Origin of the sequence: Bacillus sp. OxB-1, from assembly GCF_000829195.1 — a bacterium.
In the GTDB taxonomy this organism is placed as follows: domain Bacteria; phylum Bacillota; class Bacilli; order Bacillales_A; family Planococcaceae; genus Sporosarcina.
On record NZ_AP013294.1, the window covers coordinates 1561003 to 1587455 of the forward strand.

The following is a 26453-nucleotide window of genomic DNA, read 5'->3' on the forward strand; positions in this document are numbered from 1 at the left end:
GATTGAATATTTAAGATACTATGGCAAATTACTTAAACTTTTTGGAGCGGGCAACTGGAATAATATACTCAGGTGTAAAATTATACATGTGGGGGGAAGGCTATGAGGATAACAAAATTTTTATTGTTACTTATGATTTTAGCACTAGCTTCCATTCTAGCGGCATGTTCGGATGACTCGGCTGACGCTGAAAAGAAAGAGGATGGGACAAGCAACGAAGAGAATGCGAGTGCGGATAGCAATGCGGAAGGCGAAGGCAGCGGGGAAGGAGGAACTCTGACTTTTGCATTGCCGGGAGATATCATTGCGCTGGATCCTGCGTTTTCGTACGACTTCGCGACGAATCCAGTCGTGACCCAAATTACGGAAGGGCTGTTGCAGTTCGATGAGAACGGGCAACTGCAGCCATTGCTGGCGGAGTCGTGGGAAGCGGTTGATCCGACAACATATGTCTATCAGATTCGCGACGACGTCAATTTCTCGGATGGCTCGCCGATGACTATTGATGACGTCATATTTTCAATGGAACGCACGATGGATCCGGCTACGGCCTCTTACGTTGGCTGGATGTACAGTAATGTGGAATCCATAGAGGCGACAGGGGATTGGGAAATCACGGTGAAATTGAAGCAGCCGGATATCCTATGGCGCTATGCGGTCGGTACGACAGCTGGCCACATCATCAGCAAAGCGTACTATGAGGAAAATGAAGCGAACTTCGGAAAGCCGGACGGCGGAGTGATGGGGACCGGTCCTTTCGAGTATGTGGAATGGAAAACGGGATCCGAAATCACTTTGAAGAAGAACGAAAATTATTGGGATAAATCGGCTGGTCCTTACTTGGATAAGATCGTCTACAAAATGCTTCCGGAAGGGAATACGGTCGTCACCGGGTTGAAAACGGGCCAAGTGACTGCGACGATCAACTTGCCGCTTGACCTGATTGAAGTTGTCCAAGCGATGGATAATGTGAATATCGATGCCGTCGACAGCTATATGAGCAACTTTGTCGCAATCAACGTCGAGCGGGAGCCGCTCAATGACGTCAACGTCCGGAAAGCGATGAACTATGCGTTGGACAAACAGAAAATCATGGAAAAGATCGTCAAAGATTCAGGTTCACCTGCAAAAGCGGTTCCAGTCGGGCCGGCTTTGTGGATATTCAACTCGGATTTATGGGAAGAAGCCTATGATGAACTTCCAGGTTACGAATATGACATCGAAAAAGCAAAGGAATATTTGGCGAAATCCTCCGTGCCGGATGGATTCAGCGCCACGATCATGACGGAAAGCGACACTTTGAAATTGAATACAGCCCTTGCATTGCAGGCGGCGGTCAAACCATTGGGTATCGATCTGGAGATTGAGAAAGTGACGACGGAGGAAGCCAATACTCGCGCGTTCGGAAACAAAGATTACGATATGATGATGCAGACGTGGGGCGCTGACTTCCCGGATGCTGTTGGTAATTTGCAGCCGGTTTTCCATTCAAGCAACAGTGTTGACGGCGGTTCCAACTTCTCCAAATACAGCAATAGTGAAGTTGACAAATACTTGGATGAGCAAGTGGCTTTGACGGATGACAAAGAAAGAACGGAACTGATGATCAAAGCTGAAAAGATCATCGCTGAAGATACCCCTTGGATCATGATCGACCATCCGAAGCAAATGTTCGTCGCGAACACGGATGTCGAGGGTTACACGATGAAAGCCATGTGGTATTGGGATTCGTTCTTGAAAGACGTTAAATTTAAATAAGGCAAAGGGCGAAGGGTGATACCTTCGTCCTTTTTGCGGTGCCAGGTTCTAACACAATTCAGAAAACTGGTTACGGTGACTGTATGTAAATCACCTTTCTGCGAAACGGCAAATTTCTATTTTCAGTGGCTAATTTCATTCAAAATACGAATTTGATCACTTTTCTTAGGTCGGAGCTCCCAATGAAAGGCTTCATTTTCCCATTATCTCGATTTTGAGAAAACTATCCAACGTGTTACCCTCTTTGTAAGAATAGTAGCAAAAGGGAGGGCTACCGATGGGTCGGGTATTGAGTGTGGGGTTGGAAGGCATGAAGGGGCACATAGTGTATATTGAAGCGAATGTCCGCGTTGAAAAGGAGGCATGTATCATCGTCGGACTGCCGGATGCTTCGATGAAAGAGTCGAAGGAGCGGATTCTGAGTTGTCTTCATAATTTGGATATTGACATGGCAATGAAGAAAATCACCATTCACCTGTCGCCTTCAGATAAGCGGAAAACAGGGACGGGGCATGATTGCGCAATGCTGCTGGCCGTATTGCGTGAAGTCATGGAAGAGCCGATCCCCATAGATCCTAAAACATGCTTTCTTGCTGCCCTCTCCCTTTCTGGCGACCTTGTTCCTTTCCATGGGTTGATTCCTGCTATTCAGCAGGCTCTGAGGCTTGGATTTGAACAAATCATCCTTCCGCCGATCGACACCGAGTTCTTGAACAGTCCGGAAGGGGTCGAGCTTGTCCCTCTTCATTCCGTCGCCGACCTGCTTGCCTATTTGCGGGGACAACAGAAACTTGCCCGTACCAACAAGGATCTGATCCATTTTGGGCCACAACAGTCGGAAGAGCCATCCTTCCCGTCCGACTTTTCTGCCGTAAGGGGACAGGACGAGGCTAAACGAGTTTTGGAAATTGCTGCAGCGGGCGGCCACCACGTCTTGTTGAATGGTCCGCCAGGTTGTGGAAAGACGATGCTTGCGGATGCGTTTCACACCATTTTGCCCGACTTGGGCAATGAGGAGATGCTGGAGACATTCGGCATCTATCATCTGGCCAAAGAGGAGCGCGGATTTTCTAGAAGACCGCCGTATCGCCATCCGCACCATTCCGCCTCAGCCGTTTCCTTGATCGGGGGCGGGACGTTTCCACGGCCGGGAGAAATTTCCCTGGCGCATAACGGTGTTCTATTCTTGGATGAGCTTGGGGAATTTTCAAGAAAGGCGCTGGATATGCTTCGGCAACCGATGGAATCGGGCGAGGTGACGATCAACCGGGTGCGTCAGTCGGTCACCTATCCGTCCTCTTTCGTATTAATTGCAGCAACCAACCCTTGTCCCTGCGGTTATCATGGATCAAATGAGCGATATTGCACATGTACACCCCGTCAAATCCAAACATATCAATTGAAAGCTTCGGGTCCTTTATTAAACCGGATCGACTTCAGTTTGACATTAAAAAATGCCGGTTTCGCAGTGGATACAAGCCAGGAATCGTCGAGTGCAATCAGAAATAGAGTGGCTGCAGCAAGATGCCTTCAAAGAAAAAGATACGGAACTGGAAGTTTAAACGGCAATGTACGTGCTCATCTGCTGTTGGAAACTTGTCTATTGACAAAAGAGCAGGAACTTCTTTTCCAGTCGGTTTGCTATGAGGAAAAATGGAGTAACCGGACAATGGTGAAGCTGATACGCGTGGCAAGGACCATTTCGGACCTTCAAGGGGAGCGGCGGATCACAATGGAGGCGATGGAAGAGACCATCCAATGGAAAAGGCGGTCTTCTGTTTTCCAGAAAGATATGAACGGAGTCGGGCAAAATGGCTAGGAAGCCAAGGGGATGGCATCCGAAAGGGTTTTATCATATTATCGTTCGTGGGAATAATCGGCAAAACATCTTCCGGGATAAAAACGATGTGGATGAATATTTCCGCGTACTCAGTTTTGTGTATGGCAAATTTCCGTTTGAACTATATGCTTACTGCGTCATGACGAACCATGTCCATTTGCTACTCCGATCCCCACATTTCCATCTCGGCAAATTGATGGCTCCGCTGAATCGGCGGTATAGTGACTATTACAGAAAACGGCACGGCTATGTTGGGCAGATATTTCAAAATCGCTACTATTCCAAGGAAGTAACGGGTACTACCGGCCTGTTGCACGTTAGCTCCTACATCCACCGCAATCCGATCGAGACTAAACAGCCGATGGTCGAATCGATGGAACACTATCCCCATTCCTCATATCGTTACTATTTCTACGGCGAAGACAGTCCCTATCCCTTCCTCCAGCTACAACTACTGCCAAGCCTTCTCCCGCGGGGCTGGGCACAGACGTCAGAGGAATATGCGAGGTATTGCAGGGAAAAAGAAGAATAGTACATCAAAAACTCCGTGAATCCCATGGGGTTTTTTCGCGTGTAGATGTATCAGTCGGAATTGTCTGAATTGTTTTTAGAACCTGGCACCTACAAAGCCCGAAGTCCTATAGTAATATATCCTCACACCAGTTATAATAATTACAACATTCAGAAAAGTAAAAGAGGATGATGTGCAATGATCTTGTCGCAACCATTGTTCACCTTTCTCATTGTGCTTGGGATTGTCGGGGGAATCGGCAGTTTATCGACGCTTGTTTCGTTATTGATTGTCGAAAAAGAGAATGACTATTTGAAGATGGAGAAAAGGAAAAACGATCTGGAATATCTATTGAAGGATGCCCAGATCAGCAATCTCACCTCGCAAATTCATCCCCACTTCCTCTTCAACTCGTTGAATACGATCACCTCTCTGATCCGACTGGACAAGAATGAAGACGCAGTCAGTTCGATCCAAGCGATTTCCACTCTGCTCCGCTATACGCTGCGGGACTCCCAGCAGCTCGTTAGCGTGGAGGAAGAGCTGAACAGTGTCCAAATGTATTTGCAGATTCAGAAAATGCGGTTCGGGAAGCGTTTGGAATGGGAAATCGAGTGTCCAGAAGATTGCGCTGCCGTCAAAATTCCGATGCTTTCCATCCAGCCATTGGTGGAAAATGCCTGCAAGCATGGTATCGAACCGAATGTCCGTGGCGGGTTCATCAAAATCACTATTGAGAAGGGGGAGGGTTTTACAATCCGCATCCATGACAACGGGGTAGGCATTTCTCAACAGATCATCGGCCAGTTCAACAACTGGAAACGGGATCGAATCAAATCTGACATCCTCGGAATTGGCATTGTGAACACATACGAACGCATCCAACATTTCTATGGCGAGAAAAGTGATTTGACGATCAAGAATATGCCGAATGGCACAGTCTGTTCCATCAGTATAAGGGGGGAAGGACTCTATGAGGATCTTGCTAGTTGATGACGAACCATTGGAATTACAGACTTTGGAGAAAATGATCACAGACATCGGCGACTACGAAATCCACAAAGCCGAAAACGGATTAGAGGCGATCGACCAGCTTCAGTCCAATAAAATGGACATCGTTCTTCTGGATATTAAAATGCCTGGCATGAACGGACTGGAAGTTCTGAATGAAATCCACCGGCATTGGCCCGATACGGTTGTTTCCATCATCTCGGCCTTCGATGATTTCAATTATGCACAAATAGCAATGGAGCATGGAGCGGTCGGCTATTTACTGAAACCGTTCACGGAAGGGCAATTTAAGAAGCTTTTTGGCAAAATGGAAGGACTTTTTGCTGAACGTAATGAAAAGCGGGCATTTATCATTCAATCTATCATTGAACGCAGCCTTTTTTCGGAAAGCCATTTGTCCGATGAAGAAGCGATGGACAACTTAAGTTTCCTGCCGGAGGCCATGTTCGTCATCCAAAATAATAATTGCAATTGGATAAATCAAATCGCTCAGACCCAAAAGGATATCAAGCTGCTCAAATCCCCTCAGGACATTAACGAATTTACGTTATTGCTGACATTGAAAAGCCATTCATCCTACATTACCGATCAGATCTTACTGCATAACTTAAACTACCCGGATCAAATCTTATATGGCTATGGGGAGAGCAAGTCAATGAAAACCGCCTATGCACAAGCGGTCCAGGACTATCATGAAAGGAATCGCTCCACCTTTCACCTGTTCCTGCATTACATCAGAGAAAATTATGATAAGAATATCAGCTTGACCGACGCGGCGAAGACTGTTCATGTAAGCTCCTCCCATCTAAACAGATTGCTGAAAAAGGAATATGGGAAGACCTTTACCGAGATCTTACTGGATATCCGAATTGAACGAGCGAAAGAGCTTCTTCTGAAAAATTACAATGTGGAAGTCGTTTCGGATATGGTCGGATTTAATAGCGCAGCTTATTTCGCGGTCTGTTTCAAGAAGTTCACGGGTGTATCCCCGAGCAAATATCGCAGTGAAGTGAGCTGAGCCGGAATGGCTTCCAATATCATTTATCTGCTACTTCCTTTAATGACGCCTCTTGCTTTTTTCCTTGCTGCGCAGATTACGTACGATCATGGGGTCCTGGGGCTGTTGGGTTACTCCAGCATGTGGGCATTGTCATTCATCGTCTTTTATTTTACACAGAACCGGAAACCCGTCGCAATACAGGACCCTATCTTAAGAAGTGCAATTAAGGGAGTTTACATTATTGAAGTCATCTTTTGCATTTTCCTCGTCTTGAAGATCATTTTAACGGAAACAGACTTTATCTATATGACGCTCATCCATATCGTCTTGATGGCGACCGTGCCGCTATTCGTCTTTTATCTATATAAATTCAATCCGAAGTTGGTCGCCGTCGCAACGGTTCTGCTCGGCATCGCTATTTCGTTTTTGATTCCGACTCTTGTGTATTTGAAAGTCAGTATTCCTACGGTCTATTCGGGAATCCATTTCCTTTATACGGAGTTATTGAGATTTGATCGACCTGCTACTTGGCTGCTCGTAGCTAGTCTCGGAGTATTATTGGTAGCTCGCCAGTATCTATATAGGATGGTGGATATCCATCATAAAGAACAAGCGCGATTTGTCCCCTACCTGATTGCGGCTATCATTTCCTCCATTGTCATGATTTCGTTCGGAGCGATTTCATTTCTCGGTCGGGCGCAGGCGGTTTTGCCGGATCTCAGCGACCGGGTGAGCATTCAGGTGATCAATCGCTTCGGCGGGCAGTTTGCGCAGATCCTTTTCATGTCGATCACCATTTTTATGATCTTCTTTATTTTCATCAAGTTATGGGAGTCCTTGAAGGGTAAATCCAACAAGTATAATCCATGGCTGATTGGAATCTGCATACTGATTCCGGGACTGGTTGTGCCCTATGCGAACATCACTTTACTGGATGCTTTTCTTTATTTCGGACTGTTCTGGTCCCCTCTATGCGGGTTGATCGCCGTGCCGGTTTCCTCTATCTATCAAACGAGAATCAGTTTCATTTTCGGTCTCTGTATCGGCTTGTTGGTTGGACTGGTTTTTACGATTCCGCTGGGCATACTCGGAGGGGCCTGCAGTTCCTTCCTATTAGCCGCTGTCCTCGTCCTATTCGGTCCAGTCGAACAGAAGAACTTTCAATTGTAAGGGTACCCGCCCTTACTTTTTTTATTTTATATCGAAATGAATCATATATTGAAGATAAATTGGTCAAATATTTAAAAAGTTTGTTCGTCAGAAAAGTAAAATGGATAGTAAGAGTGATTACATTGACATTTCTTATGGGGGGTGTGCCGATATGGTTTCTTACATTCTAAGAAGATTGCTGTTGCTTATCCCGATATTATTCCTCGCCTCCGTCCTCGTATTCGGGATGTCCCACTTGAGTAAGACGGATCCTGCATTGGTAATGGTGGGCGGAAAGCAGACTTCGCCGGAAGTGCTGGAGAACATTCGGGTGAAATATCATCTGAATGAACCTGTCTGGAAGCAGTATCTGATTTGGGCAGGCAACGCCGTCAAAGGGGACCTCGGTGAGAGCTTCAAGATGAAGCAGTCCGTCAGCGGAATGATTGCGGAGCGGTTGCCGTTGACGATTCAATTGGTTGTCATGAGTACGATTATTACGATATTGCTGGCAATCCCGCTCGGTATCATTGCAGCTGTGAAAAAGAATACATGGGTCGATTATTTGGCCTCGCTCATTTCTCTGGTGGGCGTTTCATCCCCAGTGTTCTTCACCGGGGTGCTTGCTGTCATGTTATTTTCATACAAGTTGGATCTTCTACCCGCCTTCGGGACAGGCGATAACTTCATGGAAAACTTCAAATATCTGTTGCTCCCGTCCTTGGCGTTGGGCATCAATATGCTGGCGCTGAGCTCCCGTATCACCCGAAGCGAAATGATCGAGGCGTTGGGGACCAATTATATTGAAACGGCGGTCGCCAAAGGGATTCCGAAAAGGGTCATTGTGTTGAAGCATGCTTTCAAGAACGCCCTCATCCCCTTATTGACTGTGACCGGGCTGCAGCTTGGCTTCCTCATTGTCGGAACGGTCCTTGTCGAGTATACATTCGGCTTGGGCGGGATTGGAAGTCTGATTGTGCACGCGGTGCAGTCGAGCGATTATCCTCTCGTGCAGGGGACGACTATTTTTCTCGTCGTTTTTTTCCTCTTGATGAACTTGGTTGTCGATGTCCTGTATGCGGTCATTGACCCGAGGATACGTTATTAACTTGGTGGAGGTGTGAGTCAGCATGAGCCAAACCGGTGTAGTGGGAAGGAAACCGATGATCCGGACGAGAAGAAAGGGTCTTTTGCAATCATCATTCTTTAAAAATTATCTTGCGGTTGCAGCGGGAATTGTCATTTTGCTCATCGTCCTGGCCGCTATCTTCGCGCCGGCGATTGCGCCGTATGATCCGAATGAACAGGACTTGTTGATGTCCCTCGAGCCGGCGTCCAAAGAGCATTTCTTCGGTACGGACCAACAAGGGCGGGACATCTTCAGCAGAATTTTATATGGAGCAAGGACAACGCTGTTAGGAGCGCTTGGAGTGGTTGGGATCGCCACGCTGATCGGTGTGCCGTTGGGTTTGATCGCCGGCTATTATGGAGGCCGGATCGACAGCCTCATCACTCGGACGTTTGACGTCATTCTTGCGTTCCCGGCTTTATTGCTCGCCTTTATCATTGTCGCGGTTTTTGGGAAAGGTCTGGAGAATGCTGTCATTGCCCTCGGAATCGTGTACATACCGATGATAGCGCGGTTGGTGCGGTCTGTCACATTGGTCGAGAGGGAGCAGACCTACGTGGAGGCGGCCCGGAATCTTGGGTTTTCCAATAGTCGGATCATGTTCCGGCATATATTGCCGAACTGTATTTCTCCGATTGTCGTGCAGGCGACCATTGACTTGGCCTATGCCATTTTGGACCTTGCTGCGTTGAGCTTCCTCGGGTTGGGCGTCCAGCCGCCGACTGCCGACTGGGGTGCCATGCTGGAAGAAGGGCGCGAGTATTTATTGATTTCATCCAATACAGCGATTTTTTCAGGTTTCGCCATCATGATCACCGTCATATCGTTCAACCTGTTTGGCGACGGTCTACAGCAGCATTTTGATCCGAAACAGCGGAAAGTGTAAAGGACCTGATGATAGGGGGATAGCGATGAATAAATTACTGACAGTCCATAATTTATCTACGAAGTTCAAGACAGAGCGCGGAATTGCACACGCTGTCCGATTTGTGAATTTTTCGATTGATGTTGGGGAGATCATGGGGCTCGTCGGGGAAAGCGGCAGCGGAAAAAGCGTGACCGCCAAATCGATCATGCGACTCATCGACAGATCGAAAGGACAGATTTCCGGGAAAATCTTGCTGGAAGGCGAGGATCTTCTTTTGAAAAAGGAGAAGGAAATGCAGTCGATACGCGGGAACAGTGTGTCCATGGTCTTTCAGGATCCGATGTCCTCCTTGAATCCGCTCTATTCGGTTGGAGAGCAGATCGCGGAAGTGTATCGTTATCATAAGAAGATGAACAAGAAGGCAGCAAAAGAAGCGACAATCCGATTGATGGAGCAGATCGGCATTCCGGCAGCAGAAAAGCGCTACAGCCAATATCCCCATGAGTTCAGTGGCGGCATGCTGCAACGGATTATGATTGCGATCGCTCTTGCCTGCAATCCGAAACTTCTCATAGCCGACGAGCCGACGACCGCATTGGACGTCACAATCCAAGCGCAAATATTGCGGCTCCTGAAACGCCTGCAAGGGGAGTTTGATATGGGGATCCTTATGATCACGCATGACTTGGGTGTTGTTGCGGAAATATGCGATCGGGTATCCGTCATGTATGCGGGCGAAATCGTGGAGAGCGGAGATGTCGAAACGATTTTCCAAGCACCGATGCATCCGTATACACTCGGGCTGATCGCGTCTATCCCGAAACTAGGCAGCAAGACAAAAATGCTAAGTCCGATTGAGGGTGCGCCACCTGACCTGCATGGGGAACTGAAAGGCTGCCCGTTTGCGGAACGATGCGCATACAAAACTGACCTATGCCTGGAAAAGTCGCCGGAACTCCGGGAAGTGGAAGAGAAACATAGTGTGGCTTGTCATCATGTGGAGACGATCTTCCAACAAGGGAGGCAATACGCATGAGCCAGGTCGTCTTGAAAGTGGAAAACTTAAATAAGCATTTTCCGACGGGAAAGCGCAATCTGCTCGGGAAGCATACCCAGACGCTCAAAGCGGTCGATGGGGTTTCATTTGAAATCAAAGAAGGGGAAATCTTCGGGCTGGTCGGGGAGAGCGGATGCGGGAAATCGACTTTGGGGCGCTGTATTACGAGAATCGTCGATCCGAGCACTGGCAAGATCCACTTCAATGGGGAGGAGATTACGAACTCGGGTCCGGACCGATTGAAAGAGTTGAGGCGGCAAATGCAGATGGTGTTCCAGAACCCGCATTCCTCGTTGAACCCGAGGATGACCATCCGGCAAACTTTTTCTGAGATACTGAAAGTGCACCGTTTGGCGAAAGGGCAAGAACAGGAGCGGATGGAGGAGATCCTGACGCTCGTCGGATTGCCGGCTGACGCATTGGATCGCCACCCGCATGAATTCAGCGGCGGGCAACTGCAGCGGATCGTCATCGCACGTGCCCTTTTAGTGGAGCCCCAGTTCATCATGGCGGATGAGCCGGTTTCAGCGCTGGATGTCTCTGTTCAGGCGCAAATATTGAACTTGCTCGTGACATTGAAAGAGGAATTGTCACTGACGATCCTGTTCGTTGCCCATGATTTAAGCGTGGTTGAACATATAAGCGATCGGGTAGGCGTCATGTATTTAGGGCAAATCGTGGAGATGGCGGATGTGGATGACTTGTATCAAAACACATTGCATCCATATACATTGGCGTTGATGGCGGCCATCCCGGTTCCCGATCCGACCGTCAAAAAGGAGTATGAAGTGATAGAAGGGGATTTGCCGAGCCCGATCGACTTACCGGCCGGTTGCCGATTTGCCGGCCGATGCCCTTCCGCCATGGCGGTCTGCCAAGAACAGAACCCGTCGTTGAAAGAAGTGAATCCCGGCCATTTTGTTGCATGCCATTTGTATTATTAGGGTGCCTGGCACCGTCACAGCGTAAGGGGGTTAAATCCATTGTATCAAGTGATACCGATGACCCGGCTTGGGCAGGAGTCGTACCAGCCGAGCCGGTCATCCATTTATAAGCAGTTGAATCAGATCCTGTCGGAAGGTGAGGAAGTCCAGCAAGTCAAAAAGAAGACTCGCTTCGCCACGGAACGGTTTCCGGAAGGTCATTTGTTTTTTCCCGGGACCGTCCTGATGGCTAGTGAAGTTGAAGTGAAACAAGCCCGGACGGACCGGGCGGAATCAGTGCCGTCTGATGATTTATCACCCTTGAAGTTGGCAAAAAAAATCGCGTTTCTGGATGGGCGGAACTGCGCTCCTTTCTGTTCCGACCCATTCCGCCTCTTCTTCGATGCTTACGGGTTGCCTGTCGACTGGTTGACGGATGAGGATGTCCGGCTCGGAAAGCTGGAAAACTATGATCTGCTCATCGTTCCGGGCGGTCCGGACGCTGGCGAGTCTTATTATGAGGGATTGGGCGAGAAAGGCTATGGGGAGATCCGTCATTTTGTTCAGCGGGGCGGCATGTATTTAGGTTCTTGCGCGGGAAGTTACTTTCCTCTTTCGGCGGAGCGAGATACGACCCAACGTGATGTTTGGTTGAATATGATTGAAGCGACGGATGAGTTTGGGCTAGACTATTGGAGAACAGGAACTGGCTTTGTTCGGATCCAATTTGAAGACGTGGACCATCCGGTTGCCAGGAGTCTGGCATTGGGTGAGCCGAGTACGATGGACGTCATTTATTGGGAGGGACCGGCTTTTTCCCTTCTGGAGGATTCGAATGTTAATGTGATTGCACGCTACAAGAACTTCTTGGCATCCGGCACTTCACTGCCATCCTGGTCACTCGAAAATAATCAAATTGCAAAAGATGCGATGGGGTGGTCCAATCCATTGACGCAGGAACGGTTCGAACATCATTTAAAAGGATACCCCGCCATCGTGGAAGCTTCCTATGGGAAAGGGCATATGGTTTTATTGTCCCCGCATGCTGAATTTGGAACATGTGGGACGGAACATGCCATGGCGGATAATCCGAATTATGTGTTATTGATGAACAGCATTTATTATTTATCTTCTAAAGGGGGAGTATAAATGGTAACAGTAAGTTGCTCAACAGGAATCATTTATGAATTCAATAAGGATAACCCGCCGATTCAAGAGGTGGACTCCGGCACGACATTGACGATCCAGACATATGATTGTTTTCAAAATCAAATCCAGACACCGGAAACTGAAGTGACGGCTATCGATTGGAATAAGATCAATCCTGCGACAGGCCCGATTTACGTGAAGGATGCGATGCCAGGGGACATTTTGAAAGTGAAAATCGAGAAGATTGAAATCGGTGACCAAGGCGTCATGGTGGTCGGCCCTGATTTAGGGGTGATGGGGCACAGCATTGAAAAGATGACATCTAAGATATTGCCAATCCGCGACGGGAAAGTGCACTTTAATGATATTGCAATCCCTGTGAATAAAATGATCGGCGTTATCGGCGTGGCTCCTGAAGGGGAAGGGGTCAACTGCGGCACCCCGGGCGCACACGGGGGGAATATGGACAACAAAATGGTGACAGAAGGCGCCACTCTCTACTTTCCGGTATTTGCAGAAGGTGCGCTGTTTGGGTTGGGCGATCTGCACGGCGCAATGGGCGATGGCGAAGTAAGTGTATCGGGCGTGGAAGTACCGGGCGAAGTAACCGTCACCTTGGAAGTCATCAAAGGACAGTCTCTCCGTCACCCGATGCTCGAAAACGACGAAGTGTTCACCCAGATCGTCTCGGCCGCCACTTTGGATGAAGCGGCAAAAGTGGCAACTACCGAAATGATCGAACTGATTGTGGAGAAGTCCGGAATGCCCTTGGAAGAAGTGACGATGTTGATGAGCGCTGCAGGCCAGTCCGAGATTTGTCAGATCGTGGACCCGTTGATGACAGCCAGATTCGTTGTGCCGAAATGGTTGTTGGCGGAGATGGGAGTTTCGTTGATTGGCTAAGTTCGGTAAGTTGGTCGCCAATTAAATTTCAACACGACTCTTAATTTTTTTTGATTGGTAAAGGTATAAATTGAATACACGGTAAAGCCCTGCGAAGACTTTATAATGTATCCCATAAAATAGACCTTTTTAAGTGTCTTATGGGATACATTATAGCTTTTGCAGGTTTTTTCAATCTATCTTATCCGAGCTGCACTTAAGCACGTTTGGTGAATTACAGTGGATTAATCAGGAGGAATGATTTGAAGCAAGTGTATCGGCTTTCATCCAGGGAGAGGAGGCATTAACGGGTTGAATCAAGGTGTCTGATTTATTTCAGAATCTCGTTTCCTATTGTGCTTGTCTTTCTTTTGAATTCGGGCAAGATATGTTAAAATTAAATAACATATATGTTAACTTATCAAAAATGCTGTTTTTGAATATACTAGAAGGGAAACTGGAAATATGAATTTTAACACGGATGGTTTGCTGCCGCCAGAGGATTACGAGCTGACGTTAGATGAACTTAGGGAGTCTGTTCTTGTCAGAGGACCAGAAGTTGAGAATCCTTGGGACGTAAAATGGAGACTGTTTTTGGTCAATAATTTGGAGGTGTTGATTCAGCAACTGTGGAATGTTGGAGTGGATCAAATATATATCGATGGTTCTTTTGTAGAGGATAAAGCACATCCAAATGACATTGACGGATATTTTGAATGGGATTTGATGGAGTTGGCGACGGGAGAACTGGAGCGAAAATTAAATGCATTAGACCCATATAAAGTTTGGACCTGGGATAGCAGTAGCCGTAAAACATATCGGGGGTTTACTAAAAAGCAATTACCGATGTGGCACCGATATCGTGTGGAATTATACCCTCATTTCGGGCAACCCTCCGGAATCTTGGACGAACATGGAAATGAACAGCAATTTCCCGCGGCCTTTAGGAAAACGAGAGATTCATTTCTGCCAAAAGGCATTGTGAAAATCATTCAATAAGGGTGGATGTAAGATGATTAAAACAGAAACAGCTTATAAGAAAGCACTCGAAAAACTTCAAGAAGATAAGTTGTTTATCCAAGATCAAAAAAAAGTGTTAGAGGAAATGGGTTTGACAAAGGAGCAGGTAGAGAAAGCATTGCAGCCGTCTATTACCTTTCATGAACAATTAAAGGAAGAGGTTATTTATTACGAGCGAATTAAAAGGGGAGAATTCGAAACAATTATCAACCTTCACAATTTAGGGAAAACCTTGATCGCTTTTCGGATTTACCTAGGGCTGAGCCAGCAGGAGCTAGCTGATCGGCTAGGGGTATCACCATCTCAAGTATCTAGAGATGAGCGAAATGAGTATTACGGCGCTACATTGGAACGAATTCAACATGTGATGGATGTCATGCAGATGGTTTCCAAGACAGAAATCCAACCAAAAGATTTGTTGTTGGCATAACTCGGGCGTTAGCCCCAGGGAGCAGGGCGGAAATGAATGCCACTGCTCCCTTTTCTCATACCATCCCTAGATTTAAATCTTTCTCGTACCCTACTGAATAGAAAGCGGTTACCCAAAAATTCCAATCCATCTATATTTGTAGTATTCTATTAGTAGAGTCAGTCCCGCAGTCCCGGAGTTCATGCAAGATAGAAAGAATAGATGAGCGCATTTGAGTGGGCTATTAATGGAAGTACGATTATGAAACTACAGGGGGTCAAAATGATGAGAAAAGGAAGCTATCCAAAAGTGTTCAAGGCGACGTTGGCAACCGCGGCTGCTGCGGCCGTTGCGGTTGCACCTGTACATACGAAGGCGGAAAGTCCGACATTTACCGATGTGCGGGACATTCCAAGCCACCATTTTTATGAAGCGGTGATGAAATACACAGCCGCTGAGATGATGAGCGGGTATCCGGATGGGACGTTCAAGCCGGGGCAGAACATCACCCGCCAAGATGCCGCCAAATTGTTGGCACTCGTGTTGGAGTTGGATACGAAGAATGTCAAGGATCCGGGGTTCAAAGATCTTAAGAAGACAAGCCCTTACTACGGCTATATTGCCGCGCTTGTGGAAGAGGGGATCATTTCGGGGTACGAGGATAATACATTCCGCCCGGCCGCCAGTCTAACCCGCGCGCAAATGGCGAAGATCATTGTGCTTGGATTTGAATTGGACGATCCAAAAACGACTTCTCTTCCATTTAAAGATATCAATAATAAGCAATGGCATATGGAATTTGTCCGGGCGCTGTATGCCAATGAAATCACAACGGGGACGACACCGACGACGTTCTCGCCGAATGCGCTTGTCACACGCGGACAGATGGCTTCTTTTGTTTTCCGGAGCGAGGCGTTTTTGACACCAAAAGTGGATGAAAATCAGATTGCGGTCGATGAGGCGGCCGGTCGGGTGAAGGACGCTTCCGTCACAGTTGCCCGGGGACCGCTTGCTACCGATGAAGCGAAGCTGGCGGCTGTTCGTGCCTATGTTACGTCCTTGATTACCGATAAGGGTGTTTCTGTGGAAGTGGTACAAGGCAAAACGGATGGCTTGTATAGGTTGACGTGGAAAAAAGGGGATGCGCAGGCGGAAAGGGAATATGCCTTCAACTTCGAATTCGCGGAGGGCGACCGTTTTGTAGCGGATGTGAAAGTCGTTAATGCCAAGCAGGTGGAAGTGGCATTTTCGTCTCCTGTCGCCAAATCGACAGTACTGGACTCCTCCGGCCAAGTTCGTAATTTGGTATTCACCCCGGTGACCGGAGCGACTGTCAATCCGGGTCAGCTCACCGGCACTTTATCGGAAGATGGGAAGAAACTCACGATTACCGCGCAGTGGATTTTTGATGGTGAGTACGCGTTCAAAGCGGCGGATGCCATCCAAGCGGCTTCCGGCGGCAAGTTTGAGGAACTTACGACCATCCTTAAGGCGACAGACAACGTTGGGCCAAAACTGGTGTCCGGTTCGGCGGTTGCCAAGACGGCAACCACATCGTTTGCTGTGCTGTTCGACGAACCCGTCAGCGCTACGGGGGCCATTGCCTACGTTAATGATATGGTCGCCACGGTTGCGAACGACCCACAAAATCCGAATGTTCTCCAAGTCACTTCGGGCAAGGCGGTTTCCGCAGGCGAAACTGCGACGATTAAGCTGCTGAATGTCAAGGATTATAAGCAGAACCTCGTCTCCCCGAACCCGGTGGAAACCTCTGTGACTATCAAGACCGACACAGTCGCGCCAACCGTCACGAATGTGAAAGTGGTCGGGGAAAACCGGATCGAGTTGACGTACGACAAAGCGATGAATATCAGTTCCTTCTATAGAAAAGCACGGCTTGTTCATTCGAACGGGTCGGTGACGAACTTGGAAGCGACAGCTGGCAAAGACGCGAAAACGGTTGTGTTAACGGGAGCATATGCAGGGTACGGTAATTCGAACCAGGCCGTATTGTTTGTTGACGCGGACGTCAAGGATACGGTCGGGAACAGCGCCGCCTCTTATTCGGCGAATGTGACGCTCGAAAGGGACACAACGTCGCCGGCACTTGCGACGGTCGAGTATAAGGACGGCAAAGTCGTGGCCCATTTCACAGAAGACATCTCGCCCGGTGGAAATTCAGCTGTCACGATCATCGATCAAAAGACAGGAGTTGCCACACCGATCACCCTGCAATATAATCGGGGGCCAAACGCCGTCATTTCAGACCGGACGTTGACAATCCAGCATTCCTTGCCGAACGGGACGTATCAATTGCGTTTGCCGGCAAACACGGTTGTGGATAAGGCGGGCATTCCGAATTCGAACACTATTGCCATGCAGTCCTTTATAGTGGAAAACGCCGCATCCTACGACAACACACGTCCTATCATTGTCATGGGTCCGAACAACCCTGTCCGCCCCGGCACAGTACCGGGTGCTGAGCAGACGGCCACCTACACGGCAATCGACGATGATAGCGGCATCAATCTGGCAACTGTGCAGGATATCCATAACTATACATGGGATGGCAAGGCACTGCCGGCCGGTTCTTATATAACGAATGTTATTGCAGGGACTGCAGACCGGGCGACTTCCGTCAACGTGACGGTCCATGTTCCATCTGAAAGCATCCCGTCGACTAAGACTGCCATGTTGACCGTTCATAACATCCGTGACAATGCCGACAATACCATTGCGACGCCTGGCATGGGAGAGGTGACATTCGTCAGCGGCAGCAGACCGGAACTGAGCCAAGCGTCCATCGCAGCGAATGGAACCCTGACCCTAAGCTTCAATAAACCGATCCAACGATTGGATCTTAATGATTTCGTAATTACGGTGAACGGCCAAGACGTACCGCCGATTCACGTTGAACTCGCGCACTCCAACTCATACGCCAATGCTTATACCGCAAATGTCAGGGCGCTGGTCGGCAACGACATAGTAGTGGGCGGTTTGACGCAAGACGTAATCTATATCGATACGAATCGCAGTGGTCGATACGATTCTGGCGATATCCTTCTGGAAGTGGTCGATCCCAACACGTACAATTATTCGCATTCCTTAGTGGATGTCAATCTCCACTCCAATTCCGTCCATGGCTTGAAAGTCAGGTTGGTTCAAGACTCTTCTTCACCGGTCCGGGACTTGGAAGGGAATATTGCGGAGTTTGGACGGGAAATTAATGTGAAATGAATTATGAGGAGCCCTGCAGCATTCCTGTAGGGTTCTTTTTGTTGTGGCATGACTTTATATGCAGTAATTACCAGACACTGCTATACTTGGAGTTAATTCTATTATCAATTCACTAGTATTGTCGATTGGAAGCTAATCAAAGACAGCTGTGCTAGAACACGATAGAAATAAAGAAGATTTTTCATCGACTTTGCTTTTCGTCGTGACAAAGGGCGAAGATTATATTGCGGGACATGTTGGCGACGGTATGATTGTGAAATGTGAAAACGGGAATGTTGAGATACTATCAGCTCCTGAAAATGGTTTATATGAAAATGAAACGTATTTTGTAAGCATGGAGTCGTTGGATGAGCATTTCCGAATTTACCGGGGAAGCGTAACGGAAGATCTGGGTTTCATCATCATGTCCGATGGTTCGACAGCTTCATTTCTCTGCAAATCACAAGGATTGGACAAGCAAAACCTAGGTGTCATCATCGACCATTTCCAGAAATCGACCGCCAACACTTTCAAGCATGACTTGACCGAATTGCTCGCGGCGCTCGTCGACAACACCGACGACGATTGTTCCATTGCTGTATTGGCTGCTTCAAAAGAAGATCCGGTTCCAGCTGAACCTTCAAAACTGATGGCCGCAATAAAGGGGAAACAGGACACTGTACCAGATGACACAGTGATCCATGTTGAAAAATCGATTGACGAACTTCTAGCGCCACGAGAATTCGAGGAAGACGAAGAAGAATTCCAAACCACCCCAGAAGAGATAGACGACATGGATGATAGCGACGAGGACCTTGACCTTTACGACAACTTCGAATACGAAGATTTTGAAGATGATTTGGTAGAACTTGATACTGAAGAGGAAATAGAGGAAGAAAGGTGACAGTCACCTTTACAATTTAGGAAACGTAGCAAAAAAATAGCCCTCAATCCGCAAGAGGGGGAGGGGCTGTGTTACCTTATTCATTTTCAACTGTTAATTTCGTTTTTTCTTCTTCGCAGTATAAACAATAGTCGTGTTTCGTTTGTTGTTCTTTCATCGGCAGAGAGGCGGGCAGCAATTCCAAGTCCAGAAATGGATAGGGGGAAGGGGCGGCAGTCTTATAGTAATAAAACGAGCTGTACGCATACTGTTCCATGCGGGACACCATAGGAATCGTAGTTTCGATCGGATTGCGATGAATATAGCGGCTGACCGTCAAAAGTCCTTTTGAGTTGGTGATCATGTCGGAGTAGTAGCGGCTTTCATATAAAAATCCCGTATATTCATATTTTCTCCGGTAGTAATCGCTGAAATACCGATTCATATAGCTCATTACTTTTCCTAATGGAACTTCCGGAGATCGGATGAGCAGGTGATAATGGTTGGACATAACACAATACGCCACAATGGAGAATGGGTGCTTTGAATACGCATAGGAAAGGGATCGGAAGAATGCACTGAAATCGGCAGGATGCTGGTATATGTTCCGCCGATTATTCCCTCTCATAATGACGTGGTGAAACCGATCTGGATGCCATCTCCTACGTTGTCTAGCCATACGCAACTCCCCCTAAGCCTTTTCCCAACCATAAGAGATCCATCAAATTCCGTCAATTTTTCGAAATACGTGATAACTTCACTTTGCCTTGAAAAAGCGGTTCAAAATCCAATTTTGCCCCCAAAAAGCCATTTAAAATAAATAAGTTGAAAATTGTAAAGGGGACAGTCACCAATACAAACTTCGGTTCAACTCCGAATTGTTTCCCAATTGTACAGGTGACTGTCACCGTTTTGGTCAGTTTTGAATAATGCCGATCAAGTCGTAAAAATAATAACGTCGATTCCGTTTTCGGTCGTCTCCGAATACCATGTTGTGCTGCTCCAATTCATGGAGGCTGGAACGGATAGTTTGTTGAGTAAGTCCTGTAAATGCAGCTAACTGGGAAACTGTCGTAATCGGAAAATGGAAGAGATCCGCCCAAACTTGCTTTGTGGAATTCCGGGAAACCTTCCTTGTACCCTCTTTAAATAATTCCTCCGCTTGATCTAACTTCTTGTAAAGACGATCTGCCATTCGGATGGTCGCTTCCAAGAAGAAAAGGATCCAGCTTTCCCAATCGGGCTTTTTCTTGCCGATTCCTCGTACTCCGTTCAACAGTGCATAGTATCTAAATTTTTCCTTTTCTAATTCTTCACTTAAGAAAAAGAAGGGGGATTCAATTAGTTTGGATTGAAGTAGGTATAAGACAATTAGAATCCGTCCTAGCCTTCCATTCCCATCCAGAAACGGATGAATAGATTCAAATTGGGCATGAATGATGGCACATTTGATAAGTGGATGGTATTCCTCTTTCGGTTCTTGCTCATATGGATGGCCGTTAATAAAGAACTCCAAGTTTTTCATGTACTCATCCATCAACTGAGGTTCAGGGGGAATATATGATGCTTCTTTTATATTCTGATTGGGTCCGATAAAGTTCTGGATTCGACGATAATGTCCGGAGGAACTGACAGAACCTCGTGCATTTTTCATTAAGATTTGATGCAGCCTGCGAATAAGCCGTTCACTGAGCGGATAGCCATTCTTTATTTCTTCAATACCTGCAGTCAATGCCTCTTGATAATTTCTTACTTCAACTTTCTGCCAGTCATCTTTGTTGTCCAATGTGTCCTCCAGCATGTCGCTAAATGTGACTTGCGTGCCTTCGATACGTGTTGATTCAACCGATTCGAAAAGGGTCAGTAGTTCAAGAAAGGACTGACTGACAATAGAATAGCCAAGCTTTTCCTTCAATTTTTCAAGTTTTGCATTAGCGTCTACCACCTTTTTATATAGCGCCAGCTCAGCCTGTGTTTCAAATGTTATGGGTAGCAGAGGGAGTTCGTATGGTTTTTTCAATTTTATACCTCCGTCCGTTAAGTAAAAAACAATGTGTTTTCATCCTTTCTATAGTATATACCAAAATAAAAGATGAAAAACATAAAAATTCATCTCAACGGACGACCGATGACACCAAGTATCCCTGTTGATAGTGTCAGCAGTTGAATTTGCAACCTGCCAATTCTTTTGGGCTATTGGAGAAACGCTAGAATTGCCTGGATGACATTAAAACAGTCTCATTTGCTCAGCGCCGCTTTCTTCCTCGTCTACATATCCCATTGATATAAAACCCTTTATTCTTTTTTCAAACATCTTTTGCAACATCGGAACCTTTTGATCTACATAATCATATACACGGACCTCTTGTTTTTCAGAATAGTTGCGGTGGAGGCGCCCAACGTATTGAGTCAGAACCCCTTTCCAAGAGATAGGCATAGCTAAAAATAATGTATCCAATCTCGGAAAATCAAAGCCTTCCCCGATATATTTTCCTGTTGCAATTACAAGAACCTCTTCTGTGTCTTTCAATTGCCTTAGTTTATTCAGTGATTGCTCTCGCTCCTTCTTTTTTACTGCGCCTGTCAAAGTCACAATGTTCTTCACAAACCCATTGAAAAGTGATTCCAGTTCTTTGATATGCTGTATTCGTTCAGTCAATACGAGCGGTGTGCGACCCTCCTCTAGTGCAAGGAGTACATCGTTAAAAATAAGCTGATTGCGTTGGTGATCGTCCATCAATTCATTATAAATGGCTTGAATGGTTTCCGATTTCGTCTTGAAAGTGGTATCCCTTCGAATGAGGCGGTGAAGGAATGGACGGATTTGCGCCTGCATTTTAGCATCTGTTTTGTAGAGAATCGGTCCGCATTGCATCGTAATGATCGGATGCAGTCCGTCTTTCCGGGTAGGAGTTGCGGTCAATCCGTAAATGTATTTCGAGCGGATGTTTTTCATGACTTGTTCAAAGCTGAAAGCGGATAGATGGTGACACTCATCTACAATGACTTGTCCATATTGGGTAATGATCGGGTTAATCCGTCCTTGAGAATTCAATGTTTGTATGGTCGCGATATCTATGTTGCCCGTCGCCGTTTGTTTGCCACCACCAATCTGGCCAATTTGCTTTCTAGGGATGTCCAAAAAGATCGATAGCTGATCTAGCCACTGATCGATCAGCTGATTACGGTGGACGATGATAAGTGTATTGACCTTTCTTGCTGCAATCAGGGCCGCCCCTATGACGGTCTTTCCAAACCCTGTTGCAGCAGAAAGGACACCTGCATCTTGTTCGGTCAATTGATCAAGTGCATCCTGCTGTTGTGGAGTCAAAGTACCTTGGAAAGAAACGTCGATACTGTCCCCATCATTTCGTTCATCGGACCAATCAAGGGAAATATTATGGGAGTCCATCAACTTCTGGATTTCCCTGGTACAGCCTCTGGGCAAGATTAAGTTCTTATCATTTTGAGTGGCGCAATAAATTTTAGAAGAAAGATCGTGGGTGGACTTGCGCTTTGCCCGGGCTCTATAAAATTCGGGATTGCTGAAAGAGGCCAATTCTATAAGTTCGTTCGATAGGGAAGTAGGCAATTTTCCACTCTCAAAATATACACCGTTTTTTAAAATCGCTGTAATTCGTTCGGGCGTCGAAGTCCCATGATCTCTAGGCGATTCATATGATAGTTTATGAATAGCGTTGCTTATCGCTTGCTCCTCCATCTTAATGATTGTGGATAAGTACCCCCATTGATCTTCGAAAGGTTGAAAGGATTCATTAACAAATACACTATTGTTAAGGTTTCGGGCGTGACGTTGCAGCGGCAAAGCAATCAGGTTTCCTAGCCCGCCAGTGTGGGATAAGGAGTCTTGATTTGGAAAAAGGCGATCAAACGAATCAAGGCCTGCTTGCCCTTTTTTGTAAGCTGCACATTTGAGAAGAGCTTTTCCAAGCGTTCGTGCTAGGTTGGCTGGTACAGCTTGAGAGAAGAAAATCCATACATGGGCGCCATCACCTGAGCGTGACCGTTCAATGCTAAAAGGTATTTGGGTATGCTTGCAAATGGAAATGAAAGAGGTTACGTCATCTTGCCAACTCTTTTTGTCGAAATCAATACAAAGAAACCAGCATGTGCCATCTTCCAATAAAGGGTAAAGTCCGACGATCTGCAATCCGCTAAGATGGTTGTATATCACCTGGTCGGTGAGTGGTGTAAAGTTCCGATTTCCACAATTACTACATTTTATATGGGGTTTCTTGCAAATACCAGGTTTCCATTCATTCGAACAGGCAGGAGCATACCCAGCCTTGCCATTGTTTGATTCCCATCTGACGGCAAATACATCAGCTCTTCCGTGAAAGAGACTACGAAAAAGTCGAACTTTTTCCTGGACAGTCGATTTATTGGAAACTAACTGCACAGAATCTTCCATCACGAAACACGGCAACTGTGTATGTATCATCTGTTTTAGATATTCATTTTCCCTACGAAGTTTTTCACACTCCGCGAGTGCTATCTGAAGTTGTTTTGAAAGATCCAATTTATACACCTCTAAAATGGAGTCATTATGTATCGATTTATTTTGTAAAGGGGACAGTCACCAATACAACTTCGGTTCAATTCTGAATTATTTCCAAATTGTATAGGTGACTGTCACCATTTCGATTCTCTCTAGCATACTGGTTTTTGATGGAATATTCATTTATTTAATGGCTTAACTATCTTTCCTGCGGAGCGATAATAGATATGTGCGTGTACAGTTATTTATGTGCAGGATTGGAAGGATGATGGTATGAAGTGTTCTCATTGTGGCAGCGAAAATATTGGTCAGGGAAAGTGCAGGGATTGCGATCACTCCATCGTATTCAAACTGCGGAAGGATCATCCGATTGCGCTTTATGCAATCGTGGCGTTGTTGGTTGTGGCAGGTATGGTCATCGTGATGGTGATGTCGTTTAACGTACCAGAAGAAGATATCGCCGTGGAACAATAGGATTCATTGGAGTCCGATTCTTCCATGGATGAAGAGATAGAGGAATATGAAGTTCAGGAAGAGTGGGATGAGGCGGGTGGTGTTCCGGGTTATATGACAAACGATCTTCAAGATGAATTCATGGATTTCTTTTATTCCTATCGGGCAATGTACGTGCTTGCGTTAAATTCTTTGGAATTCTCTTATGTGGAGCCCTATTTATCGTCTACCGGGTCAGCATACGACGAGATGCAGGACTATATGGAGGAAATCTGGGGGAATGGGCTGATATTCAACATGCAGACAAGCGATATCCTTGATATTACTTGGGAAGGCGAGATCCTCTATTTGGATACATATGAAGCATTCGATATAACGGATGATGCAGGGGACACAGAAACCCATTACCGTGACAAAACGTATCGAATTGTAGTGAACGGTAATGGGAAACCGGAAGCTGTTGAATCTATCAAAATAACGAATTATTACGAATGAGTTGTGAAATAAGCTGTATATCAAGGAAATTCGGATAACGGATACGTATAAAAACTGATTTTTATAGTATTGCGCATCCGGAAACATTCATAGACTTGTGATAATGGTTTAGCAAAAGACGAGAACGGGGGAATGGCGTTTTTAACTGCTGCTGAATTAAACAAGAGATTCCTCGCAAAAGGCGCCTTTTATCGTTTGAAAGGGAAGGAGGATTACTATCTATGTCGCGGGTTGGCAACGATTAATCGCAAAGAAGATAAAATAACACACGCAAATGCATTGATTGTGATGGTTAATCCGGGGTCCTGTACACCGGCTGATAGGGAATATTCGGTCTCTGATTATCCAGGAAAGTTGAGAGATATTCCTTTGGTTGAGGCAAAGCCCGATCCTACACAGTATCAGATCATGCGACTTATGGAGAGACAAGGATGGAGCAGTGTCCATATGATCAATTTATCTGATTTGTGCTCTGGTAGGTTGAATGAATTTAAAAAGACTTTACGTATATTTGATGATAACCAAAACAATCTACATAGTATCTTCTCGGAGAATCGTCGGACAGATATCCTTTCCTTGTTGTCCAAAGACACTAGAATTATTGCCGGTTGGGGAGTGAAACCGTTCTTGCATAAGAGGATTCTGGAAGCATACGCTATTCTTTGCGGGCATGCTCCAGTGCATGGTGTCTTAAATGACAACTTTCCATACTATCTTCATCCGTTTCCGATGACTAAAGAAAAGTGCATTAAGTGGCTGGAGGATATGTGTGCAGTGTTGGAGTAAAAGAAAAGCAAGAAACCATTGGAAGATACACAGTGGTTTCTTGCTTTTTGTTTCACTTCGTTTCTTTATCAATGAAATTACCTATCTTGGCGGTGTTTCTTTTCGCACCAAACAGTCACACTGCCGGTGCCGGATCAATAGCGAGCGCTTACTTCTGTAAATCCTCAATAGAATCAATATCCATATAAGATGGAACGACTAGCCCGATCTTCACATTTTCCATGCTGACGCCAATATCGTCCAGTTTCCCGTCAAATTTCTCGACATATGTTTTATGTGTTACGGGCAGCCAGCCTGCCAACAGGACATCCGCACTACCGTCTGCCACTGCTGTATACATTGGTCCCGCTTCCACTTGGGACATTTCTACTTCATAACCCAATTCCCCTAGCACATTGGCCATGACATTGGTGCTTGCGACGGTGCTGTCCCAAGCGACATACACAAACTTGATTTTATCGCCGTCGACTTTCTCGACGCCTTCTGTCCAAGCCGATACTTTGTCTTCATTGGAGTCAATCCAGTTTTGTGCAGCGACGTTTGGCTTTTCGCCGTCAATAATTTCAACCATCACTTCTGCCATGTCTTCTTCTGTCCAATGGAATTTTTGCAGGACTGCATATGCTTCAGGAAGGTCTTCTTTGAGTCCAAGTCGTCCGAAAGTATGGATTTCTTCGGCACCGCCGTACGACCCTTTTGGATCATCCAAGTATTTCAAATCATATTTCGCGAATTTCCAGTGTGGGGACCAGCCTGTGACGATAATCGGCTCTTCTTTGTCATACGCTTTTTTCAAGGCGGCTGTCATCGCTGCGCCCGAACCTGACGTCACGCTCCACTGATCGAGTCCGTAATCTTCAATGGCTCTGTCCGTCGCTTCCATAATTCCCGCACCCGGATCGATGCCGGTGATTTTGTAATCGACTGCTTTCCCGACTGATTCGGAAGAACTTGCCGGCTTCCCTTCATTCGACGTAGTATCTTCGTTTTTGTCTCCGCCACAGGCAGCAAGACCGACTGCCAATAAGGCGACCGTACTGATTCCGAAAAGCTTCTTCTTCAATGACACGATAGATATCCTCCTAGTTTTTTGACTGCAGCAGGCTTAATCTTTCAGCATCTTCTGCAGCACTAGATTCTGCCTTTATGAGTCTTAGGCATACTTTAATTATAGTTGTAATAATTTTGCAATACAACAGTTAAATCAATATTGAACGTTCGTACGGTTTTTTCTGTACAAGCAGTATTATTCAGAAAAACCAGTCGTGTTTAATGTTACAAACCGATTGCAGGGAATCTCCCCTTTTAACAGGGACGGGATGTCGCCCAACTACTTCGTATGTTTACCAAGCTTCTATCTAGGGAATAGAAAGGATGTGACATTGAGAATAAAGG

At 46.3% G+C, this 26453-nt stretch carries 23 protein-coding genes; 19 read left to right on the top strand and 4 right to left on the bottom strand.

Going from position 1 to position 26453, the window contains the following annotated elements:
• Positions 1 to 102 precede the first annotated feature (102 nt).
• The 16 genes from OXB_RS07820 to OXB_RS17925 all read left to right on the top strand — a co-directional run bounded on the left by OXB_RS07820 (position 103) and on the right by OXB_RS17925 (position 18826).
• A complete protein-coding gene (locus OXB_RS07820; RefSeq protein WP_052483912.1) occupies positions 103 to 1758 on the top strand; it encodes an ABC transporter substrate-binding protein in 1656 nt (551 codons plus the stop codon).
• A gap of 277 nt (positions 1759 to 2035) precedes the next feature.
• Positions 2036 to 3577 carry a YifB family Mg chelatase-like AAA ATPase gene (locus OXB_RS07825; RefSeq protein ID WP_041073241.1) on the top strand — a complete coding sequence of 514 codons (1542 nt, stop codon included), beginning with the start codon at positions 2036 to 2038 and terminating at the stop codon, positions 3575 to 3577.
• Positions 3570 to 4130, top strand: coding sequence for a transposase (locus OXB_RS07830; RefSeq protein ID WP_041073242.1), 561 nt, complete (start codon positions 3570 to 3572; stop codon positions 4128 to 4130). The genes OXB_RS07825 and OXB_RS07830 overlap by 8 nt, the downstream gene beginning before the upstream one ends.
• A 177-nt stretch (positions 4131 to 4307) precedes the next feature.
• Entirely contained in the window at positions 4308 to 5102 is a 795-nt protein-coding gene (locus OXB_RS07835; RefSeq protein WP_052483913.1) for a sensor histidine kinase, read from the top strand.
• Positions 5083 to 6138, top strand: a complete 1056-nt coding sequence (locus OXB_RS07840) for a response regulator transcription factor (RefSeq protein WP_041073243.1) — start codon at positions 5083 to 5085, stop codon at positions 6136 to 6138. The genes OXB_RS07835 and OXB_RS07840 overlap by 20 nt, the downstream gene beginning before the upstream one ends.
• A gap of 6 nt (positions 6139 to 6144) precedes the next feature.
• Positions 6145 to 7290, top strand: coding sequence for a hypothetical protein (locus OXB_RS07845; RefSeq protein ID WP_041073245.1), 1146 nt, complete (start codon positions 6145 to 6147; stop codon positions 7288 to 7290).
• A 151-nt stretch (positions 7291 to 7441) separates the two neighbouring features.
• Positions 7442 to 8377 (top strand): ABC transporter permease, encoded by a 936-nt coding sequence (locus OXB_RS07850; protein WP_041073247.1) that lies wholly within the window; start codon positions 7442 to 7444, stop codon positions 8375 to 8377.
• Between the two features lie 22 nt (positions 8378 to 8399).
• Entirely contained in the window at positions 8400 to 9284 is an 885-nt protein-coding gene (locus OXB_RS07855; RefSeq protein WP_144399663.1) for an ABC transporter permease, read from the top strand.
• 25 nt (positions 9285 to 9309) lie between these two features.
• Positions 9310 to 10302 carry an ABC transporter ATP-binding protein gene (locus OXB_RS07860; RefSeq protein WP_041073249.1) on the top strand — a complete coding sequence of 331 codons (993 nt, stop codon included), beginning with the start codon at positions 9310 to 9312 and terminating at the stop codon, positions 10300 to 10302.
• Positions 10299 to 11267, top strand: a complete 969-nt coding sequence (locus OXB_RS07865; RefSeq protein ID WP_070098196.1) for an ABC transporter ATP-binding protein — start codon at positions 10299 to 10301, stop codon at positions 11265 to 11267. Before OXB_RS07860 ends, OXB_RS07865 begins: the two co-directional genes overlap by 4 nt.
• 48 nt (positions 11268 to 11315) lie before the next feature.
• Positions 11316 to 12395 carry a BPL-N domain-containing protein gene (locus OXB_RS07870; RefSeq protein WP_231860401.1) on the top strand — a complete coding sequence of 360 codons (1080 nt, stop codon included), beginning with the start codon at positions 11316 to 11318 and terminating at the stop codon, positions 12393 to 12395.
• Positions 12396 to 13298: an acetamidase/formamidase family protein gene (locus OXB_RS07875; protein WP_041073251.1), complete on the top strand. Its 903-nt coding sequence runs from the start codon at positions 12396 to 12398 to the stop codon at positions 13296 to 13298. It begins immediately after the preceding gene.
• Positions 13299 to 13742: 444 nt separating this feature from the next.
• Complete coding sequence (locus OXB_RS07880) at positions 13743 to 14276, top strand: DUF6932 family protein (RefSeq protein WP_041073252.1); 534 nt, start codon at positions 13743 to 13745, stop codon at positions 14274 to 14276.
• 13 nt (positions 14277 to 14289) lie between these two features.
• The gene (locus OXB_RS07885) at positions 14290 to 14727 is read left to right on the top strand and encodes a helix-turn-helix domain-containing protein (RefSeq protein WP_041073253.1); all 438 of its coding nucleotides are present in this window, start codon (positions 14290 to 14292) and stop codon (positions 14725 to 14727) included.
• Between the two features lie 264 nt (positions 14728 to 14991).
• On the top strand, positions 14992 to 17943 hold the full coding sequence (locus OXB_RS17920) for an S-layer homology domain-containing protein (RefSeq protein WP_052483914.1): 2952 nt from the start codon (positions 14992 to 14994) through the stop codon (positions 17941 to 17943).
• A 148-nt stretch (positions 17944 to 18091) separates the two neighbouring features.
• Complete coding sequence (locus tag OXB_RS17925; RefSeq protein ID WP_052483915.1) at positions 18092 to 18826, top strand: protein phosphatase 2C domain-containing protein; 735 nt, start codon at positions 18092 to 18094, stop codon at positions 18824 to 18826.
• 76 nt (positions 18827 to 18902) lie between these two features.
• Here the strand turns inward: OXB_RS17925 and OXB_RS07900 are convergent, their stop codons facing one another.
• From OXB_RS07900 to OXB_RS07910, 3 genes are all read right to left on the bottom strand, one after another.
• The gene (locus OXB_RS07900) at positions 18903 to 19484 is read right to left on the bottom strand and encodes a transposase (RefSeq protein WP_041073256.1); all 582 of its coding nucleotides are present in this window, start codon (positions 19482 to 19484) and stop codon (positions 18903 to 18905) included.
• A 237-nt stretch (positions 19485 to 19721) separates the two neighbouring features.
• On the bottom strand, positions 19722 to 20825 hold the full coding sequence (locus tag OXB_RS07905) for a Fic family protein (RefSeq protein WP_052483916.1): 1104 nt from the start codon (positions 20823 to 20825) through the stop codon (positions 19722 to 19724).
• Between the two features lie 207 nt (positions 20826 to 21032).
• Positions 21033 to 23354, bottom strand: a complete 2322-nt coding sequence (locus OXB_RS07910; protein ID WP_442852890.1) for a TOTE conflict system archaeo-eukaryotic primase domain-containing protein — start codon at positions 23352 to 23354, stop codon at positions 21033 to 21035.
• 243 nt (positions 23355 to 23597) lie between these two features.
• Between OXB_RS07910 and OXB_RS07915 the strand changes: the two genes are divergently transcribed.
• The 3 genes from OXB_RS07915 (at position 23598) to OXB_RS07925 (ending at position 25058) form a co-directional block, all read left to right on the top strand.
• Positions 23598 to 23798, top strand: coding sequence for a hypothetical protein (locus OXB_RS07915; protein ID WP_041073260.1), 201 nt, complete (start codon positions 23598 to 23600; stop codon positions 23796 to 23798).
• Positions 23799 to 23822: 24 nt separating this feature from the next.
• Positions 23823 to 24272: a TcaA NTF2-like domain-containing protein gene (locus tag OXB_RS07920; protein ID WP_041073262.1), complete on the top strand. Its 450-nt coding sequence runs from the start codon at positions 23823 to 23825 to the stop codon at positions 24270 to 24272.
• A 132-nt stretch (positions 24273 to 24404) separates the two neighbouring features.
• A complete protein-coding gene (locus OXB_RS07925; protein WP_041073265.1) occupies positions 24405 to 25058 on the top strand; it encodes a DUF1643 domain-containing protein in 654 nt (217 codons plus the stop codon).
• 148 nt (positions 25059 to 25206) lie between these two features.
• On the opposite strand, the gene OXB_RS07930 is transcribed toward OXB_RS07925, so the two are convergent.
• Positions 25207 to 26121, bottom strand: coding sequence for a glycine betaine ABC transporter substrate-binding protein (locus tag OXB_RS07930; protein ID WP_041076471.1), 915 nt, complete (start codon positions 26119 to 26121; stop codon positions 25207 to 25209).
• Between the last annotated feature and the right edge of the window lie 332 nt (positions 26122 to 26453).

Coding starts and splice junctions, on each gene's coding strand:
- OXB_RS07820 (WP_052483912.1), top strand. CDS start 103: ATGAGGATAACAAAATTTTTATTGTTACTTATGATTTTAGCACTAGCT.
- OXB_RS07825 (WP_041073241.1), top strand. CDS start 2,036: ATGGGTCGGGTATTGAGTGTGGGGTTGGAAGGCATGAAGGGGCACATA.
- OXB_RS07830 (WP_041073242.1), top strand. CDS start 3,570: ATGGCTAGGAAGCCAAGGGGATGGCATCCGAAAGGGTTTTATCATATT.
- OXB_RS07835 (WP_052483913.1), top strand. CDS start 4,308: ATGATCTTGTCGCAACCATTGTTCACCTTTCTCATTGTGCTTGGGATT.
- OXB_RS07840 (WP_041073243.1), top strand. CDS start 5,083: ATGAGGATCTTGCTAGTTGATGACGAACCATTGGAATTACAGACTTTG.
- OXB_RS07845 (WP_041073245.1), top strand. CDS start 6,145: ATGGCTTCCAATATCATTTATCTGCTACTTCCTTTAATGACGCCTCTT.
- OXB_RS07850 (WP_041073247.1), top strand. CDS start 7,442: ATGGTTTCTTACATTCTAAGAAGATTGCTGTTGCTTATCCCGATATTA.
- OXB_RS07855 (WP_144399663.1), top strand. CDS start 8,400: ATGAGCCAAACCGGTGTAGTGGGAAGGAAACCGATGATCCGGACGAGA.
- OXB_RS07860 (WP_041073249.1), top strand. CDS start 9,310: ATGAATAAATTACTGACAGTCCATAATTTATCTACGAAGTTCAAGACA.
- OXB_RS07865 (WP_070098196.1), top strand. CDS start 10,299: ATGAGCCAGGTCGTCTTGAAAGTGGAAAACTTAAATAAGCATTTTCCG.
- OXB_RS07875 (WP_041073251.1), top strand. CDS start 12,396: ATGGTAACAGTAAGTTGCTCAACAGGAATCATTTATGAATTCAATAAG.
- OXB_RS07880 (WP_041073252.1), top strand. CDS start 13,743: ATGAATTTTAACACGGATGGTTTGCTGCCGCCAGAGGATTACGAGCTG.
- OXB_RS07885 (WP_041073253.1), top strand. CDS start 14,290: ATGATTAAAACAGAAACAGCTTATAAGAAAGCACTCGAAAAACTTCAA.
- OXB_RS17920 (WP_052483914.1), top strand. CDS start 14,992: ATGAGAAAAGGAAGCTATCCAAAAGTGTTCAAGGCGACGTTGGCAACC.
- OXB_RS07900 (WP_041073256.1), bottom strand. CDS start 19,484: ATGGCTAGACAACGTAGGAGATGGCATCCAGATCGGTTTCACCACGTC.
- OXB_RS07915 (WP_041073260.1), top strand. CDS start 23,598: ATGAAGTGTTCTCATTGTGGCAGCGAAAATATTGGTCAGGGAAAGTGC.
- OXB_RS07920 (WP_041073262.1), top strand. CDS start 23,823: ATGGATGAAGAGATAGAGGAATATGAAGTTCAGGAAGAGTGGGATGAG.
- OXB_RS07925 (WP_041073265.1), top strand. CDS start 24,405: ATGGCGTTTTTAACTGCTGCTGAATTAAACAAGAGATTCCTCGCAAAA.